Origin of the sequence: Azospira sp. I09 (assembly GCF_009177135.1) — a bacterium.
GTDB classification, from domain to species: Bacteria; Pseudomonadota; Gammaproteobacteria; order Burkholderiales; family Rhodocyclaceae; genus Azospira; species Azospira oryzae.
On record NZ_AP021844.1, the window covers coordinates 2,909,760 to 2,923,040 of the forward strand.

General features: G+C 67.5%; 18 protein-coding genes. 3 read left to right on the forward strand and 15 right to left on the reverse strand.

Annotated elements, in window-relative coordinates; genetic code table 11:
- Positions 1–13: 13 nt before the first annotated feature.
- The 6 genes from AZSP09_RS13565 to AZSP09_RS13590 all read right to left on the reverse strand — a co-directional run bounded on the left by AZSP09_RS13565 (position 14) and on the right by AZSP09_RS13590 (position 4,875).
- On the reverse strand, positions 14–400 hold the full coding sequence (locus AZSP09_RS13565) for a NifB/NifX family molybdenum-iron cluster-binding protein (RefSeq protein WP_152090334.1): 387 nt from the start codon (positions 398–400) through the stop codon (positions 14–16).
- Between the two features lie 120 nt (positions 401–520).
- Complete coding sequence (locus AZSP09_RS13570; protein WP_152090335.1) at positions 521–1,324, reverse strand: sulfite exporter TauE/SafE family protein; 804 nt, start codon at positions 1,322–1,324, stop codon at positions 521–523.
- Between the two features lie 14 nt (positions 1,325–1,338).
- Positions 1,339–2,436 carry a molybdenum ABC transporter ATP-binding protein gene (modC, locus tag AZSP09_RS13575; RefSeq protein ID WP_152090336.1) on the reverse strand — a complete coding sequence of 366 codons (1,098 nt, stop codon included), beginning with the start codon at positions 2,434–2,436 and terminating at the stop codon, positions 1,339–1,341.
- Positions 2,426–3,106 carry a molybdate ABC transporter permease subunit gene (modB, locus tag AZSP09_RS13580; protein WP_152090337.1) on the reverse strand — a complete coding sequence of 227 codons (681 nt, stop codon included), beginning with the start codon at positions 3,104–3,106 and terminating at the stop codon, positions 2,426–2,428. The genes modC and modB overlap by 11 nt, the downstream gene beginning before the upstream one ends.
- Before the next feature lie 125 nt (positions 3,107–3,231).
- Positions 3,232–4,011: a molybdate ABC transporter substrate-binding protein gene (gene modA, locus AZSP09_RS13585; protein WP_152090338.1), complete on the reverse strand. Its 780-nt coding sequence runs from the start codon at positions 4,009–4,011 to the stop codon at positions 3,232–3,234.
- Between the two features lie 45 nt (positions 4,012–4,056).
- On the reverse strand, positions 4,057–4,875 hold the full coding sequence (locus AZSP09_RS13590) for a TOBE domain-containing protein (RefSeq protein WP_014235672.1): 819 nt from the start codon (positions 4,873–4,875) through the stop codon (positions 4,057–4,059).
- Between the two features lie 213 nt (positions 4,876–5,088).
- Between AZSP09_RS13590 and AZSP09_RS13595 the strand changes: the two genes are divergently transcribed.
- Positions 5,089–5,517, forward strand: coding sequence for a TOBE domain-containing protein (locus tag AZSP09_RS13595; RefSeq protein ID WP_152090339.1), 429 nt, complete (start codon positions 5,089–5,091; stop codon positions 5,515–5,517).
- Positions 5,518–5,564: 47 nt separating this feature from the next.
- Here the strand turns inward: AZSP09_RS13595 and AZSP09_RS19990 are convergent, their stop codons facing one another.
- A complete protein-coding gene (locus tag AZSP09_RS19990) occupies positions 5,565–5,816 on the reverse strand; it encodes a hypothetical protein (protein WP_172974766.1) in 252 nt (83 codons plus the stop codon).
- 66 nt (positions 5,817–5,882) lie between these two features.
- Between AZSP09_RS19990 and AZSP09_RS13600 the strand changes: the two genes are divergently transcribed.
- Positions 5,883–6,224 (forward strand): zinc ribbon domain-containing protein YjdM, encoded by a 342-nt coding sequence (locus AZSP09_RS13600; protein WP_014235670.1) that lies wholly within the window; start codon positions 5,883–5,885, stop codon positions 6,222–6,224.
- Between the two features lie 179 nt (positions 6,225–6,403).
- Positions 6,404–7,852 carry a tetratricopeptide repeat protein gene (locus AZSP09_RS13605; protein ID WP_152090340.1) on the forward strand — a complete coding sequence of 483 codons (1,449 nt, stop codon included), beginning with the start codon at positions 6,404–6,406 and terminating at the stop codon, positions 7,850–7,852.
- Here the strand turns inward: AZSP09_RS13605 and AZSP09_RS13610 are convergent.
- From AZSP09_RS13610 to nifE, 8 genes are all read right to left on the reverse strand, one after another.
- Positions 7,820–8,245: a nitrogen fixation protein NifQ gene (locus AZSP09_RS13610; RefSeq protein WP_152090341.1), complete on the reverse strand. Its 426-nt coding sequence runs from the start codon at positions 8,243–8,245 to the stop codon at positions 7,820–7,822. The genes AZSP09_RS13605 and AZSP09_RS13610 overlap by 33 nt on opposite strands.
- A 26-nt stretch (positions 8,246–8,271) precedes the next feature.
- Entirely contained in the window at positions 8,272–8,571 is a 300-nt protein-coding gene (gene fdxB, locus AZSP09_RS13615) for a ferredoxin III, nif-specific (RefSeq protein ID WP_152090342.1), read from the reverse strand.
- A 21-nt stretch (positions 8,572–8,592) separates the two neighbouring features.
- Positions 8,593–8,973: a hypothetical protein gene (locus AZSP09_RS13620; protein WP_014235666.1), complete on the reverse strand. Its 381-nt coding sequence runs from the start codon at positions 8,971–8,973 to the stop codon at positions 8,593–8,595.
- An 8-nt stretch (positions 8,974–8,981) separates the two neighbouring features.
- The gene (locus AZSP09_RS13625; RefSeq protein ID WP_014235665.1) at positions 8,982–9,179 is read right to left on the reverse strand and encodes a CCE_0567 family metalloprotein; all 198 of its coding nucleotides are present in this window, start codon (positions 9,177–9,179) and stop codon (positions 8,982–8,984) included.
- A gap of 162 nt (positions 9,180–9,341) precedes the next feature.
- Complete coding sequence (locus tag AZSP09_RS13630) at positions 9,342–9,812, reverse strand: NifX-associated nitrogen fixation protein (RefSeq protein WP_152090343.1); 471 nt, start codon at positions 9,810–9,812, stop codon at positions 9,342–9,344.
- Positions 9,805–10,233 (reverse strand): nitrogen fixation protein NifX, encoded by a 429-nt coding sequence (gene nifX / locus AZSP09_RS13635; RefSeq protein WP_197739016.1) that lies wholly within the window; start codon positions 10,231–10,233, stop codon positions 9,805–9,807. The genes AZSP09_RS13630 and nifX overlap by 8 nt, the downstream gene beginning before the upstream one ends.
- Positions 10,234–10,255: 22 nt before the next feature.
- Entirely contained in the window at positions 10,256–11,644 is a 1,389-nt protein-coding gene (gene nifN / locus AZSP09_RS13640) for a nitrogenase iron-molybdenum cofactor biosynthesis protein NifN (RefSeq protein WP_152090344.1), read from the reverse strand.
- Positions 11,637–13,094 (reverse strand): nitrogenase iron-molybdenum cofactor biosynthesis protein NifE, encoded by a 1,458-nt coding sequence (gene nifE, locus AZSP09_RS13645; protein ID WP_152090345.1) that lies wholly within the window; start codon positions 13,092–13,094, stop codon positions 11,637–11,639. The genes nifN and nifE overlap by 8 nt, the downstream gene beginning before the upstream one ends.
- Between the last annotated feature and the right edge of the window lie 187 nt (positions 13,095–13,281).

Below are 13,281 nucleotides of genomic sequence, written 5' to 3' on the forward strand. Positions count from 1 at the left end.
GCCGGGGGCGCGGCTAGTGGCGGGAGGTGAGCAGGTCCTTCAGCTTGCACAGGACCAGGCTCGGGTCGAAGCGGGTGTCGGGCAGCACCTCGCCGGCCAGCACCCGGGCCAGGGCCGCCGCCGGGTCGGTCTCGCCGGTGAGCAGCACCTGGGCGCCGCGCTTGGCCATGTGGCGGATGAAGCCGTCGCCGGCGCTGGCGGCGATGACCACTTCCACCCCGTCCAGGGGATGGGGGCCGTTGTCGTCGAAGTGGTGGATGACCTGCTCCTTGGCTAGCTCGATGCGTTCCCCGGCGGGCAGGGGGGCGCCCGGCCGGCAGTCGTAGAGCAGCCACTGGCGGGTCTGGCCGGCATGGCTGGAGACGGTGGCGAAATCCTTGGCGGCGATGGCGATTTTCATGGTGTCGGAAATCCTACAAAGGTGCCCATAAAAGGGAGATTGCCTTTGCATAGCGATTTCCATACCGGTCCCGGTTCCCCTCGACGCCGTGCCGACGTTCAGGGTGCCTGGCCCGGCCTTTCAGCGGCTATGCTGGAAAGTCTTGATTGCCGAGAGCAGCAGGATGATGCCTAGGGCGGCCATCATCGCCTGGGTGGGCACGATGCCCAGCAGCAGGCCGCCCAGGCCGGCGCCGAGGATCGAGCCGGCCGCCATGAAGCGGAACAGGGATTGCTCCTGCCGGATGACCTGAAACGCGTCGGAGCCGGTATAGCGGGCAAAGCCCACGATCATGGTGGGCAGGCTGACCACCAGGGAGAGGCTGCCGGCGAGCTTGATGTCCAGGCCGTAGAGCAGGACGATGGTCGGGATGAGCAGTTCGCCGCCGGCGACGCCGAGCAGGGCGGCCACCGTGCCGATGCCGAAGCCCGCCAGCAATCCGGCCGGGTAGCGCAGGAGGGGGCTCTGGAACAGCGGCGCACTGCCGCCGGCCGTACCGAAGAGGGCTTCCGCCAGCATCACCAGGGAAAGCAGCGCCAGCAGCACCATGATGATCCGGTTGAGCCAGTGCCTGGGCATGCGGATGGCGTGGCCGGCGGCCCACCAGGCGCCCACCAGGCTGCCGGCCAGGAGGTTGATGGCCACGTCGGCATGGTCGGCCAGCAGGGTGGCGGGAATGGTCTGGATGCGGAATACCAGCGCCGCGCTGACCACCACCAGGCTCATGGCCTTGTTGAGGATCACCGCTTCCAGGGTGGGTAGCCGGAACAGACCCACCAGGACCGGCAGGCGGAACTCCGCACCACCCAGGCCGATCAGGCCGCCCAGGGTGCCGATGAGGGTGCCCGAGAGCAGGCCCATGTGCTTGCGCTGATTGGCGTCCATGCCGTCCTCCCGCTTCAGGCCAGCAGGGCCACGGCCTTGATCTGGGCCCACACGCTTTTCCCCGGCTGCAGTTGCAGCTGGTCCCGGGAGCGGCGGGTGATGCGGGCCAGCAGGGGCGTACCGCCGGCCTCCAGGCGCACCAGGACGTGGGCCGGGGTGTCGGCGTCGGCGATGGCGGCCACCGTGGCCGGCACCCGGTTGAGGATGGAGCTGTCGTCCCGTTCCGAGAGGGAGAGGCTGACGTCCCGGGCCCGCACCTGGAAGCGCAGGCGCTTGCCCGGGCTTTCCGGGCCGTGGGCCACCTGCACCCGGCCGCCGGGGAAATCCAGGGCCAGCAGGTGGTAGGCGGCCTCGTGGCCGGCCACGAGGCCTTCCACCACCACGCCGGCGTCGTCGCTCACTGCCGTGGGCAGGTCGAGACGGGCCAGGGTTTCCGCCAGGGGGCCGCTGGCCGCCACCTGGCCGTTGTCCAGCAGCACCAGGTGGTCCGCCAGACGGGCCACTTCGTCGGGGGAATGGGTGACGTAGAGCACCGGGATGTCCAGTTCCTCCCGCAGGCGGGTGAGGTAGGGCAGGATCTCGGCCTTGCGCTTGCCGTCCAGGGCTGCCAGGGGCTCGTCCATGAGCAGCAGCCGGGGCGAGGCCAGCAGGGCCCGGGCGATGGCCACCCGCTGCCGCTCGCCGCCGGAGAGCTTGTCCGGGCGGCGGGCCAGGAGGTGGCCGATGCCCAGCAGTTCCACCGCCTGGGCCAGGTCCACCCGCCGCTCGGCGGCGGCCAGGCGCTTGCGGCCGAAGTCCAGGTTGGCCTCGACGCTGAGGTGGGGAAAGAGGCTGGCCTCCTGGAAGACGTAACCCAGGGGGCGGCGGTAGGTGGGCAGGAAACGTTGGTCGTCCTGCCACACCTCGCCATTCACCTCCAGGTAGGCGCCGGGATGGTGCTCCAGGCCGGCGATGGCTCGCAGCAGGGTGGTCTTGCCCGAGCCGGAGTGGCCGAACAGGGCGGTGACGCCCCGGCCCGGCAGGGTCAGGTCCGCCGCCAGGGCGAAGCCGGGATAGGCGATGTGGAAGCGGGCCTGGATGCTGTGGTCGCCGCTGTACATTTCAGAAGCCATGACGATTCCTTGCTTTGCTGCCGTAGAGGGCGAGCAGCACCAGGAAGCTGAAGACCAGCATGCCGCCGGCCAGCCAGTGGGCCTGGGTGTACTCCAGGGCCTCCACGTGGTCGTAGATCTGCACCGAGACCACCCGGGTCTTTTCCGGGATATTGCCGCCGATCATCAGCACCACGCCGAACTCGCCCACGGTGTGGGCGAAGCCCAGGATGGTGGCGGTGACGAAGCCGGGCCGGGCCAGGGGCAGCACTACCGAGAAGAAGGTGTCCCAGGGCGAGGCCCGCAGGGTGGCGGCCGCCTCCAGGGGCCGTTCCCCCAGGGACTCGAAGGCCTGCTGCAGGGGCTGCACCACGAAGGGCATGGAGTAGAGCACGGAGGCCAGCACCAGGCCGGGAAAGGTGAAGGGCAGCAGGCCCAGGCCGAGGGACTGGGTCAGCTGGCCGATGGGGCCGTTGGGGCCCAGGGTCACCAGCAGGTAGAAACCGAGCACCGTCGGCGGCAGCACCAGGGGCAGGGCCACGGCGGCCCCCACCGGGCCCTTCAGCCAGGAGCGGGTGCGGGCCAGCCACCAGGCGATGGGCGTGCCGAAGAGCAGCAGGAGGAGGGTGGTGGTACCGGCCAGCTTGAGGGTCAGCAGGACGGCGTTCCAATCATCGGGACCGAAGGGCATGGGCGGCGTGGGGCAGTCGGGTCAGGTAAGTATGGCCGAAGGGCGGTGCAGGTGGTGATTGTGGCAGCCGGCGCAAAAGGGGGCCGGGCAGGCGCCTGGCGCCCCGCCCGGCCCAAGGGGGTGACTCAGAGGTCGTAGCCGTAGGTCTTGATCACAGCCCTGGCCTTGTCGCCCTTCAGATACTTGACCAGGGCCTCGGCGGCGGGCTTGGCCTTGCCGTTGACGGTGCCCTTTTCCAGGATGGCGGCGTCCTGGCGGATGGGGCTGTACAGCTTGCCCGGCACCAGCCAGACGGAGCCGCCCTTGAGCTGGCCGTGCTCGTCCAGCACCTGGGCATAGGCAACGAAGCCGAGCAGGGCGTTGCCGGTGGCGACGAAGTTGTAGGCCTGGGCGATGTTCTCAGCCTGCACGAACTTGGGCGCCAGGGTGTCGTAGGCGCCCAGGGCCTTCATGGTCTCCACGGCGGCGGCGCCGTAGGGGGCCAGCTTGGGATTGGCCAGGGAGAGGTGGTCAAAGCCGCCCTTCTTCAGCACTTCGCCCTGGTTGTCCACGATGGCCGGCTTGGCGCTCCACAGCACCAGCTTGCCGATGGCGTAGGTGAAGCGGCTGCCGGGCAGGATGCCGTTTTCCTTTTCCAGCCGGGCCGGGGTCTCATCGTCGGCGGCAAGGAATACCTCGAAGGGGGCGCCGTTCCTGATCTGGGAATAGAACTTGCCGGTGGCGCCGAAGGACAGCACCGCCTTGTGGCCCGTGTCCTTCTCGAACTGGGCGGCAATCTTCTGCATGGGGGCGGTGAAGTTGGCGGCTACGGCCACCTGCACCTCGTCCGCCCGGGCGGCGGTGGCGGCGAAGGCGCCCAGGATGGCGGCGGCGAGGATGGCGGCGGAACGGCGGGGCAGGGTCATGGCGGTTCTCCGAAGGTCGTGAAAAGGGATTTGGGGAAAGGGGAATCAGGCGGTGGCGGCGAGGATCACGCTGGAAGCCTTGAAGAAGGCGCAGGCCTTCTTGCCCGGCACCAGTTCCAGGGACTCGATGCTGCCGTGGGTGACCACGGCGGTGAGGGTCTTGCCGCCGGGCAGGGTCAGGGTGACCTCGGCATTAACCGGGCCGTCGTGGATGTGGCTGATCTCGCCCCACAGCTGGTTGCGGGCGGTGATGCGGCCGGCGCCTTCGGTCAGCAGCATCAGGGAGGAGGCCTTGACCAGGGCGCAGATCTCCTTGCCCAGGGCCAGTTCCAGGTTCTCCGAGGATTCCCTGGTGATGATGGCCACCAGCTCGGTGGATTCATCCAGGGCGATGCGCACCTCGAAATCCACGCCGCCGTCGCGCAGGCCGACGATCTTGCCGACGAACTGGTTGCGGGCGCTGGTGCGCACCGAGAGACGGCGCAGCAGGGACTGGAACTGGCGCACGTCGCCCTCGCTGATCTCCGCCATGTGGCCGGCGAGGCGGTCCAGGGCGCCCTGGTACTCCTGCTCCACGGCCCGGTAGAGGGCGATGATCTTGCGTCCGTAGTCCGTCAGCAGGGTGCCGCCGCCGTGGCGGCCGCCGGTGCTGCGCACCACCAGGGCCTCGTCGGCCAGGTTGTTCATGGCATCCACCGCGTCCCAGGCTGCCTTGTAGGAGAGGGGCACGGCCTTGGCCGCCTGGGAAATGGAGCCGTGGGTGTCGATGGCTTCCAGCAGGCGGATGCGGGTGTCGCCGAGAAAGGGGCCGAACTCGGTTTCCAGGGCCAGCTTGCCCACCAGCTTCTGTTGATTTTGGGACATCACAGCCTCTTCTTTGTCACGAAATATACAAAACTACATAGCCATTCTGGTGCGCGGGCGATCATTGATGCACCACCGCGGGGATTTACAGCGCTATGGTTGAACTTATGTAACGGAACGACCTAGACTGCGCTTCATCACGCAAGAACCATGCGCGATATTATGTAGTAAATAGCGCAATTGAAAATAACCCTGATCAAAAAGGAGTTCAGCATGAAGACCAGCGCCCGTAACGTCTTTTCCGGCAAGGTGAGCGCCCTCACGGCCGGCGCCATCAATACCGAGGTCGAAATCACCACCGACGGCGGCGACAAGCTCGTTGCCATCGTCACCCAGGCCAGCGTCAGGGAACTGGGCCTGGCCCTGGGCAAGGAAGCCTTCGCCCTGGTCAAGGCGCCCTGGGTCATCCTCATGGCCGACGACGGCGAGGTGAGGTTCTCCGCCCGCAACCAGCTCAAGGGCACGGTGCAGAAAACTTCCCGGGGCGCCATCAACACCGATGTGGTGCTGGCCCTGGCCGGCGGCACCCAGGTGCACGCCGTGGTCACCAACGAGGCGGTGACCGAACTGGGCCTCAAGGAAGGCAGCCCGGCCACCGCCCTGATCAAGGCCAGCCACGTGGTGCTGGGCGTGCCGGCCTGAGTTTTTCGGCCAGCAGAAAAGGAAAAAGCCGCCCGTGGGCGGCTTTTCTATTTTGCGGCATCGACTCCTGCGGTGAGGAGTGCTGGCCGCTTCCCCTTTGGGGGAAATTTGCTCCGGGTGCGCCGGATCAGGCGCGGCAGGTTGCCGGTTTGGGTTGGGGCTTCTTGCCCTTGGATTCCTTCTTCTTGTCCTTGCTGCCCATGTGTTTGCTCCTTGAATGAGGGTGCCGGCGCGATGCCGGCACTGTCTGGATCATAGTACGGATGGCGGATGCCGGGAGGCCGGAATTCCTTCTGCATGCCGGTGATTGGGCGGGGGAGGGCGGTGATCGGTTAAAATCCCGTCCCTGTTAACTGGAGAACCCCATGTCCAACCTGCCCGCCTGCCCCCAATGCACCCTGGAAAACACCTACCCGGACGGCGACAACTACGTCTGCGCCGATTGCGGTTTTGAATGGCCCCAGGCCGGTGCGGCGGCGGAAGAAGAAGCCGACGCCGTGATCAAGGACGCCAACGGCACCGTGCTCAACGACGGCGACGCCGTGGTGCTGATCAAGGACCTCAAGGTCAAGGGTTCCTCCATCGTCCTCAAGCAGGGCTCCAAGGTGAAGAGCATCCGTCTGGTGAGTGGCGGCGACCACGAGGTGGACTGCAAGCTGGACCAGGGCAATTTCATGCTCAAGGCCTGCTTCCTGAAGAAGGTCTGAGTCGTATAGGCACCGGCAGCGCCGGTCCCGCCGCAGCAAGGCCCGCCTCTCCGGCGGGCCTTTGTTTTTGCGGCTTTACATTCTTTTACCGAGGCCGTCAGCTACTTAACGGGGAGCGCCCCTAAATTTGCCGCATCGCATACTTACGGCGCCCACCGTCAGGGTCCGCCGCTGCCGCCATGACTTTGCCCCCCATCTCCGCCAGCGCAGCCGCCCGGGCGGAACGCCTCTACCACCAGGGCATCGCCTGTCTGGAAGCGGGGCAGGGGCAGCAGGCGGAAGCGCACCTGCGCCAGGCCCTGGTCCTGGCGCCCCAGCTGACCCGGGCCCGGGCCAACCTGGGCTATGTGCTGGAGGAACGGGGCGCCTGGGCGGAGGCCGAGGCCGCCTACCGCCGCGCCCTGGCGGAAGATCCCGGCCTGGGGCCGGTGTGGCTCAACCTGGGCGGCCTGCTGCTGTCCCGGGGGCGGGCCGAGGAGGCCCTGCCGGTGTGCCTGCAGACCCTTACCCTGCTGCCCGGAGCGGCGGCGGCCTGGGTCAATCTGGGGGCAGCCTGCATCTGCCTGGAGGATTTCGCCCAGGGCGAGCGCTGCCTGCTGAAGGCCCTCAGCCTGGAGCCGGACCGGCCGTCGGCCCACATCAACCTGGCCTACCTGCTGCTGCGCCAGGGGCGCTACGAGGCGGGCTGGGAGTGCCTCGAGGCCCGGCCCTGGTACCGGGAACTGGCGGCCCACGCCCATTGCCCGCGCTGGCGAGGCGAGGCGCCGGCGGGGCGCCACCTGCTGGTGCTGTGCGAGGCCGGCCACGGCGACATGATCCAGTTCTGCCGCTACCTGCCCTTGCTTGAGGCCCGGGGCGCCCGTCTCAGCCTGGTCTGCCAGCCGGCCCTGGTGCGCCTCTTCGCCGCCCTGCCGGGGGTGGAGCGGGTCATTCCCCTGGCCGACCTGCCCGGCGCCCGGGGCGACTGGGATGCCTGGGTGCCCCTGATGAGCCTGCCCCGCCATTTCGCCACCCGGGTGGACAGCATTCCCGCTGCCCTGCCCTATCTGCAGGCTGGCGCCCCTGAACGCCAGGCCTGGCGGCGGCGCCTGCCGGCGGCAGGCCTGCGGGTGGGTCTGGCCTGGCGCGGCAATCCCCGCTTCGAGAACGACGGCGAGCGCTCCCTGCCCGGGCTGTGGACCCTGGCGCCCCTGGCGGCGGTGCCCGGCATCGCCCTGGTCAGCCTGCAGAAGGGCGAGGCGGAGGAAGAGGCCCTGTGGCCCCCGGCCGGCATGCACATCGCCGCCTTGGGCTCGGAGCTGACGGACTTCGCCGACACGGCGGCCCTCATCGCCAACCTGGATCTGGTGATTGCGGTGGATACGGCGGTGGCCCATCTGGCGGCGGCCCTGGGCGTGCCCTGCTGGCTGCTGCTGCCCCGCTACAAGACCGACTGGCGCTGGCTCGAAGGGCGCCAGGACTCGCCCTGGTATCCGGGGGTGATGCGCTTGTTCCGCCAGGAGCGGCGGGGCGACTGGGACGAGGTGGTGGCCCGGGTGGCCGGGGAACTGGCGGCCTGGGCTGCCGGTGCAACTCCTGACAGCGGGACCCCTGCCCTAGAGGAGGGCGCTCACGGAGAGGGTGCCTAGGGCCGGCCCGTCCTCGTTGCCGAAGCACTCGGCCAGATGGGCGCAGACGCCGCAGGAGGGAGCGCGGCAGGCGCGGATTTCGGCCTGCTCGCACAGTTGCAGGTAGAAGAACTTCTTCCAGCGCATATTGCCCGTGTTGCGCGCGAAGAGCCGGGGAAAGTGTTCCCGCAGCAGGTCCGACAGGGCCTGTCGGTGGGGCAGGCCCAGGTCCTGCCACAGGTGGTTGTCGCCGAGGCAGCCCTTGGCCACGGCGGCGGCCAGGGGCCGGCTCTCCGGTCCGCTGCCATGGTCGAGCAGGAGGGCCAGCAGGTCCTCGTACTCGTCGTCCCGCGCCCGGGGCAGGCGGGCGAGACGGCCCAGGTCCATCAGGGCCAGGTAGTGGGCGGCGTCCATGGCGGCGGCTCGGGGCGGAACGGGATTCAGGCCTTGGCCGGGGCGTGGCTGATGCACTTCTTGGAACAGTTGCGGGCACAGGCCTCGCAGCCGACGCAGTTTTCCGGGTGGGCCACGGTCATGACCTTTTTCTCGTACTCGTCGTCGTCGCCGTCGTCGATGGCGATCAGCTCGCCCTCGTCGTCCATGGCCATGAGGGAGAGCACGTCCCGGCCGCAGGTCTTGAAGCAGCGGCCGCAGCCGATGCACTTTTCGTCGTCGATGCTTTGCACGAAGTTGGGAGTCCACTCCACACCGGAGGGCAGGGTGACGCTGAAGACAGACATGATGGCTCCTTGTAGAAAAATTCAGCGGGGCAGGGTGGCGGCCAGGGCGTAGTGGCGCCGCTCCGGGCGGCAGGCGCCGGCGGCGCCGTGCTCCCGGGTGCACACCAGCCAGTTGCCGGCGAGGCGCCAGGCGAATACCGACTGGCCGTAGCAGCGGGCTTCTTGGAAGGCGCCTTCCTCGTCGTCCACGATGGGGGCGGGCACTTCATAGACGTGGTGGTAGAAGCAGTTCTCGCCCCAGCGGTCGAAGCCCATGACCCGCACGCCGCCGGCCTGGAGGTCGGCCTCCCGCTCGAAGCGGATGGGCACCGCGGTACGCCGCCGGTAGTCCGCCGGCAGGTAGCGTTGCCATTCGCGGCGCCAGGAGGTCTCGTCCCGGGTCAGGTCGGGCAGGCGTTCCACGATTCCTCCTAGCCCAGCTCGGCCAGGCGCTGCCGCGCCGCGGTGAGGGCGGCGTAGGCATCGTGGGTCTTCTGGGCCGTTTCCATGATGTTTTCCCAGTTCACCGGCAGCTCCTCCGAGAGGTCGTGCAGGTTCATCTTCCAGGTCATGGCCTGGGCCGAGAGCTTCTTGATCTGGGCCTTCAGTTCTTCGGGATTGTCGCTCATGGGGGATTCCTTAAATCGTGGCCATAGAGGGCACAGAGATCACAGAGGGGAAAACATCGCAGCGGAAACGCCGGGGGGTTTGACGATCCGTATTGCCGCCGCTACTGCCCGGAATTTCTCTGTGCTCTCTGTGTCCTCTGTGTCCTCTGTGGCTAAAGCCTTTCAACCGTAATTCGCCACCTCGCCAAAGCGGGCGATCATGGCCACCGCTTCGTTGACGATCTTGTCGCCCTGTTCGGCCAGGGCTTCCAGGGAGTCGAAGCCGAAGCGGTGCACGTCCCGGTGGTATTTGTTGAACACCACCAGGCGGCCGGCGATGAGCACCACGCGGCCGAAGCCCTCGTGGCTCATCTTGATCATGGGGGCGCACATCACCTTGCTCTGGCGCTCGATGGCCAGGCCGATGGCGTTGTAGTACAGCTCCAGGCGCCACAGCACGTCCGGGTCCGGGTCATCGATGATGGGGATGGCCTTGCGGGCCTCCTTGTCCAGCACGTAGGGACCCACCACTTCCACATCGCTCTTGCCGTCCCAGTGGCCGTAGCTGTCCTGGGAGCGCAGCTGCTTGACCAGTTCGGAGAGGAAGGGGGAGTCGGCAATGGCAAAAGTTGCGCAGACAGCTGAATCAGACATGGGATTTTTCCTCTTCCAGGGCGTCGTCGAAATTGCGTTCCTGATCCTTCATCAGGGCCTTGCGCAGCCAGGGCGGCGGGGTGCCCTTGAGCACGGCCTGCAGCTTGCCGATGATGGCGGTGATGGGTTCCGGATTGGGCACCTTCACCGGGTGGATCTTCATGTTCACCACCCGGGCCGCCGCCGAGCCGCCAATGGCGGCCACGTACACGATGGCGCAGTCCTGGATGGCTTCCAGCTTGGCTCCCAGCTTGTCCTCGGTGCCGTCCTCCTTCAGGTCCCCCTCGAAGCGGACCACGGTGGCCAAGGTCGAGCTGTCGGCGGTGATGTCGTAGATGGCGATGTTGCGGGCCCAGCCGAAGTGGGCGTCCACCTGTTGCAGGTCCTCGGTGGCGAATGCGACTTTCAGCGGTTTGCTCATGGCGGCACCTTCCTTGGTTGATTCAGTGACAAGCGACAGCCGCCGCACCGTGCGCGCAGCCGGTGCCGCAGCTACCGGCGGTTGCTTCGGCGGTCGGCCGGAAATCGTCGGGGACGGCTTCGTGCAGGTTTTCAATGAAGACATTGCCCACCTCGAAAATCAGGTTCCGGGTACCCCGGTAGCCCACGCTCACCTTGTGGGCCGCGCCGAGGCGGTCGAAGGTGGGCAGGCCGGAGCGCCAGAAGGGGATGCCCAGCCGCGCCGCCGCCTGGCGGCCGTGGGCATGGGTGATGAGCAGGTCGGCGCCGACGGCGCCCTGCTCGAAGTCTTCCAGGTCGCCGATCAGCACTTCGTCCGCCGGCACCCGGTTGAGGAGCGGGGATTCGGTGCTGCTGACGGCTACCTGGATTTCCGCCCCCATCTCCGTGAGGAAGGTGGTGAGGGCGTACAGCAGGTCCGGCTCGGCGGCCACCGCCACCTTCTTTTTGCCGAAGTGGAAGTGGCCGTCCAGCATGGCGTCCAGCAGCTGGCTGCGCTGGCGCTTGAAGCGGGGCGGCACCTCGGTGTTGGCGATGCGGGAGAGCAGGGCCAGGAAATCGTCGCAGGGCTTCAGACCGGTGAGCCGGTCGAAGACGGTGTAAGGCACGCCGGCGATGTCCTTCAGCTTTGCCGCCGCCGCCCGGCCTTGTTCGCCGATGACCAGGGTGTAGGCCGACTCGCCCATGCTGCGCAGTTCGTCGAGCCGGGTGCCGCCCAGGGTGGTGGGCAAGAAGGTCTCGGGAATGTGGCCGTCCATGGAGCCGGAGAGGTCGGGCAGCACCACCGGGGTGAGGCCGAAGGCCTCCACCATCTCCTTCACCTCCTCGATGTCGCCGGGGGTGAGGTGGCAGCCGGGCAGGATGTTCACCTGCCAGGGGCGGCGCACGTTCGACGGTTTGGCGATGGTCTCCACCATGCGCAGCACCGCCTTGCCCCAGCCGTCCTGGAAGGCGCCGGCGAAGTCCGGGGTGGAGACGAACACCACCTCCATGTCCGCCAGTTCCGGGTGCTTCTGCCGGATCAGCTGGAGGAAGCCGTCCACGTCATCGCCCTTGGCCTCGGTGATGCCGGTGGAGATGAGGCCCACCAGGGCCGGGGCGGCCCGCTTGTGGATATTCACCAGGGCCTGCTCCACATTCTCCAGGCCGCCGAGGATGGTGGTGACCTCGTTCATGGCCGTGGTCTGCAGGGGAATGGTCTCCCGGAAGTGCTTGACGAAGAGCACCAGGCCGAAGGCGGTGCAGCCCTGGGAGCCGTGCAGCAGAGGCAGGGCCTGGTCCATGCCGAGGAAGGCCAGGGCGGCGCCGATGGGCTGGCTCATTTTCAGCGGATTGACGGCGCAGGCCTTCCTGCTGTGCTTGACCTCAGCCATGGCACACCTCGCCTGCGCATTCTTCCTGACTACAGGACTGCCATTCTTCGAGGTCCTGTTCCCAGTCGGGCCGCTCCCAGGGGGCCGGCTGGCGTACCTGCTGCCACACCGGGTTGTAGAGGGCCTTGTCGATCTCATCCACCAAATTGACGATGCCGTCGTAGCCGGCCAGGGCGTGGTGCCGTTCCTGGTTGATCTCCACCCAGGGGGTCTTGGCCTTCAGCGCCACGAACTGGGAGCGGCCGCCGGAGAGCATCACGTCGGCCTGGGAGTCCTTTAGCATCCGGTACATCTCCCGGGGCGGCAGCTCGTCGAACATGTGGGCGTCGGTGCCCATGATTTCCTTCACCTTCTCCCGGTCGTTGGCGGTGGTCTTGCGCATGGAGGTGCCGACGATTTCCATGCCCACTTCCTGCAGGGCCGAGACCACGGACCAGGACTTCACCCCGCCGGTGAACAGCAGCACCCGCTTGCCCTTCAGGCGCGCCTTGTAGGGCTCCAGTCGGGCCCAGGCCTTGGCCTCCTCCCGGGCGATGAGGGCCTCGGCCCGTTCCGGCAAATCCGCCGGGCCGCCCTGGCGCACCAGCAGGGCGCTGATCTTGCGCAGGGCGTCGGACATGTCGGAAACGCCGTAGAAGCTGCCCTCGAAGAAGGGAATGCCGTAGCGCTCCTCCATCTTGCGGGCCACGTTGATGAGGGCCTGGGAGCACAGCATGATGGCCGCCCTCGCCTTGTGGGCCGTGGCGATGTCGTTGTAACGGCCGTCGCCGGAGATGGTGGCGAGGATGCGGATGCCCAGCTCGTCGAAGAGGGGCTTCACCTGCCACAGCTCCCCCACCACGTTGTATTCGCCGATCAGGTTGATGTCGCAGGGGGTGGTGTACTCGGGCTCCCGGGTGCCGATGACGTAGTCCAGCAGGGCCTCGCCGCCCAGCTTGTTGCCCAGGTTCTTGCTGCCGACGAAGCCGGGGGCGTTCACCGGGATCACCGGCTTGCCGAACTTGGCGGCGGCGGCCTTGCACACCGCCTCGATGTCGTCGCCGATCATGGCCGGCAGGCAGGTCTGGTACACGAAGACCGCCGGCGGGTCGTACTTGTCGATGATTTCCTTGATGGCCCGATAGAGCTTCTTCTCGCCGCCGTACACCACGTCCATCTCGTTCATGTCGGTGGTGAAGCCGGTGCGGTAGATATGGGAGCCGGAGGAGAGGGTATGGCGCGAATCCCAGGAATTGCCTTCGCAGGCGATGGGGCCGTGCACCAGATGGGCCACGTCCACGATGGGCTGCAGGGCGATCTTGGCCCCGTCGAAGGCACAGCCGCCGGCAGCGGCACCCGGGGTGAGCTGCTTCTTGCAGCCCGCCTTGCGTTCCTTCTCGCCCTTGGCCTGGTTGGTGGCGCAACCCGGTTCTTCCAGGACACTGGCCACCTTCTGTTGCAACGCGCTCATGTCGGCTCTCCTACAATTTTTCTTTTGTGAGCCTTAAGTAGCAGGTTTGGTGCCAGTGCCCGGCACTGCCCCAAAGTGCTTGTTTTTGCTGCCTCGTCAGGGCCGTGGCGGCGCTGTGGGGCGCCGTCCTGTCGGTTTCGCGACAGCCCCGGGGCGCCTCTTGTTGCACTTGGCACCAGGCCGGCCG